The organism is Alcanivorax sp. HI0083, assembly GCF_001635175.1.
This window is the reverse complement of sequence record NZ_LWFX01001553.1, coordinates 1-2,334: the sequence shown is the minus strand read 5'-3', so window position 1 is coordinate 2,334 and position 2,334 is coordinate 1. Positions and strand designations below refer to the sequence as shown.

At 55.8% G+C, this 2,334-nt stretch carries 2 protein-coding genes; one reads left to right on the top strand and one right to left on the bottom strand.

Going from position 1 to position 2,334, the window contains the following annotated elements; genetic code table 11:
* On the top strand, positions 1–1,281 hold a 1,281-nt coding region (locus A3754_RS23265; RefSeq protein ID WP_063521476.1), incomplete at its 5' end, for a PhoH family protein.
* 134 nt (positions 1,282–1,415) lie between these two features.
* On the opposite strand, the gene A3754_RS28165 is transcribed toward A3754_RS23265, so the two are convergent.
* The coding region (locus A3754_RS28165; RefSeq protein ID WP_063521475.1) for a hypothetical protein at positions 1,416–2,334 on the bottom strand (919 nt) is incomplete at its 5' end.

Here is a 2,334-nt window from a genome sequence, read left to right as displayed (position 1 = left end):
CTGGAAGAACTGGACAAGCTCAAGAGCGGAAAATCGCATACGGCGGCGGATTGCCGAGCCGCGATTCGGCAGATCGACAAGGTGTTGGGCAGTGCGACTCCGCAGCAGGTGGAAGAAGGGATCCCGATTCCCCGCGGTGGCGACAACGCGCCCCAGGGCACGCTGACAGTCCTGATGGCAGAGCAGAACAAAGCCTCTGCGCCGCTGCCCAATGACCTGAATGACAACCGCATTATCAATGATGTGGTTGCCATGAAGAGCCAGTTTCCGGATCGCCGCTATATTCTGGTAACCAAGGATATCAACATGCGCCTCAAGGCGCGGGCCTGTGGTATCGAGTCGGAGGATTATCACAACGACCAACTGGTGTCGGACATCAAGCAGCTGACCCGGGGCTATTTTGAAGTGCCTGGCTCGTTCTGGGATCAGGTCACCCAGGTGGAAACCGAGCAGGTGGGCGTGGACACCCTGCATCATCTGTCACACGGGCTGTTGGTCAGTGAAATTCTGGGTGAAGAGGTCTATCCCAATCAGTACATCATCGATGAACAAGGCTTTGTTGGCCGGGTGATGACGGTGGATAACGGTGTGGTGACACTCCGCCATTACAAGGCGGATAGTCTGATGGAGCAAGAGGCCTGGGGACTGAAACCGATGAACATTCAGCAGGCCCTTGCCCTGCAGATGTTGTTGGACCCGGATGTGCACATCGTCACCCTGACCGGGGCGGCCGGGTCAGGGAAAACCATTCTGGCCCTGGCAGCGGCCATTGAAATGACTGTGGAGCAAAAGAGCTTCAACAAGATTATTGCCACCCGCTCCACACCACCACTGGCGGAAGATCATGGCTTTCTGCCAGGCACGGAAGAGGAAAAAATGGACCCGTGGCTGGGAGCGATCAATGACAACATTGAGGCACTGCACCTGAACGATGAAAACCCGTCCGGGAGCATTCAATATGTGAAAGAGCGGGCCAACATTCAGTTCAAGGCAATGAACTACATCCGCGGGCGCAGTTTCCAGAAATCCCTGATCCTGATCGATGAAAGCCAGAACCTGACACCTCACCAGATGAAGGCGATCATTACCCGGGCCGGGGAAGGTTCCAAGGTGGTATGCCTGGGCAACCTGGCGCAAATCGATACGCCCTACCTGTCGCCAACCAGTTCCGGGTTGACCTACATGACCGAACGATTCAAACGGTTCGAGCATGGTGGCTCGGTGCAGCTGAACGGGGTGCCCAGGTCCAAGCTGGCGGAGTATGCGGAGTCGTTTCTCTAGCAGTTGATAGTTAACAGCTAAACCCCTCGCGGTTGTGTTGTGTTCCTTCGGAAACAAAAAGGCCGCGCCCATGGTTTGGGCGCGGCCTCTTAGGTTTCAAATCAAGTCTGTCTTTCTCGCGTAGCTGTCAACTATCAACTGTCAATTATCTTTTTACACGCCTCGGACTGATAGAAATCGTCCAATACCCATTCGATGAAGGGTTCCAGTACGCCTTGTTCAACCAGAACAGTGGCGCCCTGTGCCAAGGCCGGCGTGGCGAACTCGCGGATCCGCTCTTCGCTGATCTGCATGCCCTCAAGGACGGTTTTCAGCGGTTTATCCATCAGCGATGCCACGGCCGCATGGATACCTACGCTAACCAGGCGGCGTGTGTAGGCCAGGCGGGCACTTTCATCGGTGATCGCGCAGCTTTGCGCCACCACTTCCGCCACGGCGCCTTCAGGTACCATCTTCATGTAATTCGCGGGTTTAAGCGGGGCAGCGCGGCGGTAGCCATCACGCGCCAGTTGTTGAATTCGCTCGTTGGTTAATTGCTTGTTCAGCCATTGCTCACCGGTTTTCAGGGTGACGCGAATATTCTTCTGCAGGTAGGTGCGAATGGATTCCTCCATGCCGCCCATGGCTTTGCCGACCATGCTTTTGCGGCCCATCTTCATCATGCTGCTAACACCGGGCAGTTTCGCCAGTGCATTTTCTTCCAGCAGGAAATTCTTGATGCCGGTATAAAGCATTTCGCTGACCATTTCGCTGACCAGTGGATGGTTCATGGCCGCGTGAATGGCTTTTTCCCGCAGGCTTTGCAGTTTCAGGACCTGCTCAAGAATGGCCTCGAAGTGTTCTTCACGAAGTAGCTCACCAATGGTGGCGTCATCCTGTTCTGCGGCTTCCCATACGGCAAGACTCACGTCGCGTATGACGTCCTGCAATCCGCGGGCACTGAGCGCTTCCTGTAGCCACTGATCCACGACCTGTACAAGGCTGTCCTGATCTACCAGGTTGCCGAGCGGAATGTCGATAAGCAGGTCGCCCGCCTGGGCCATGAGGCCCTGC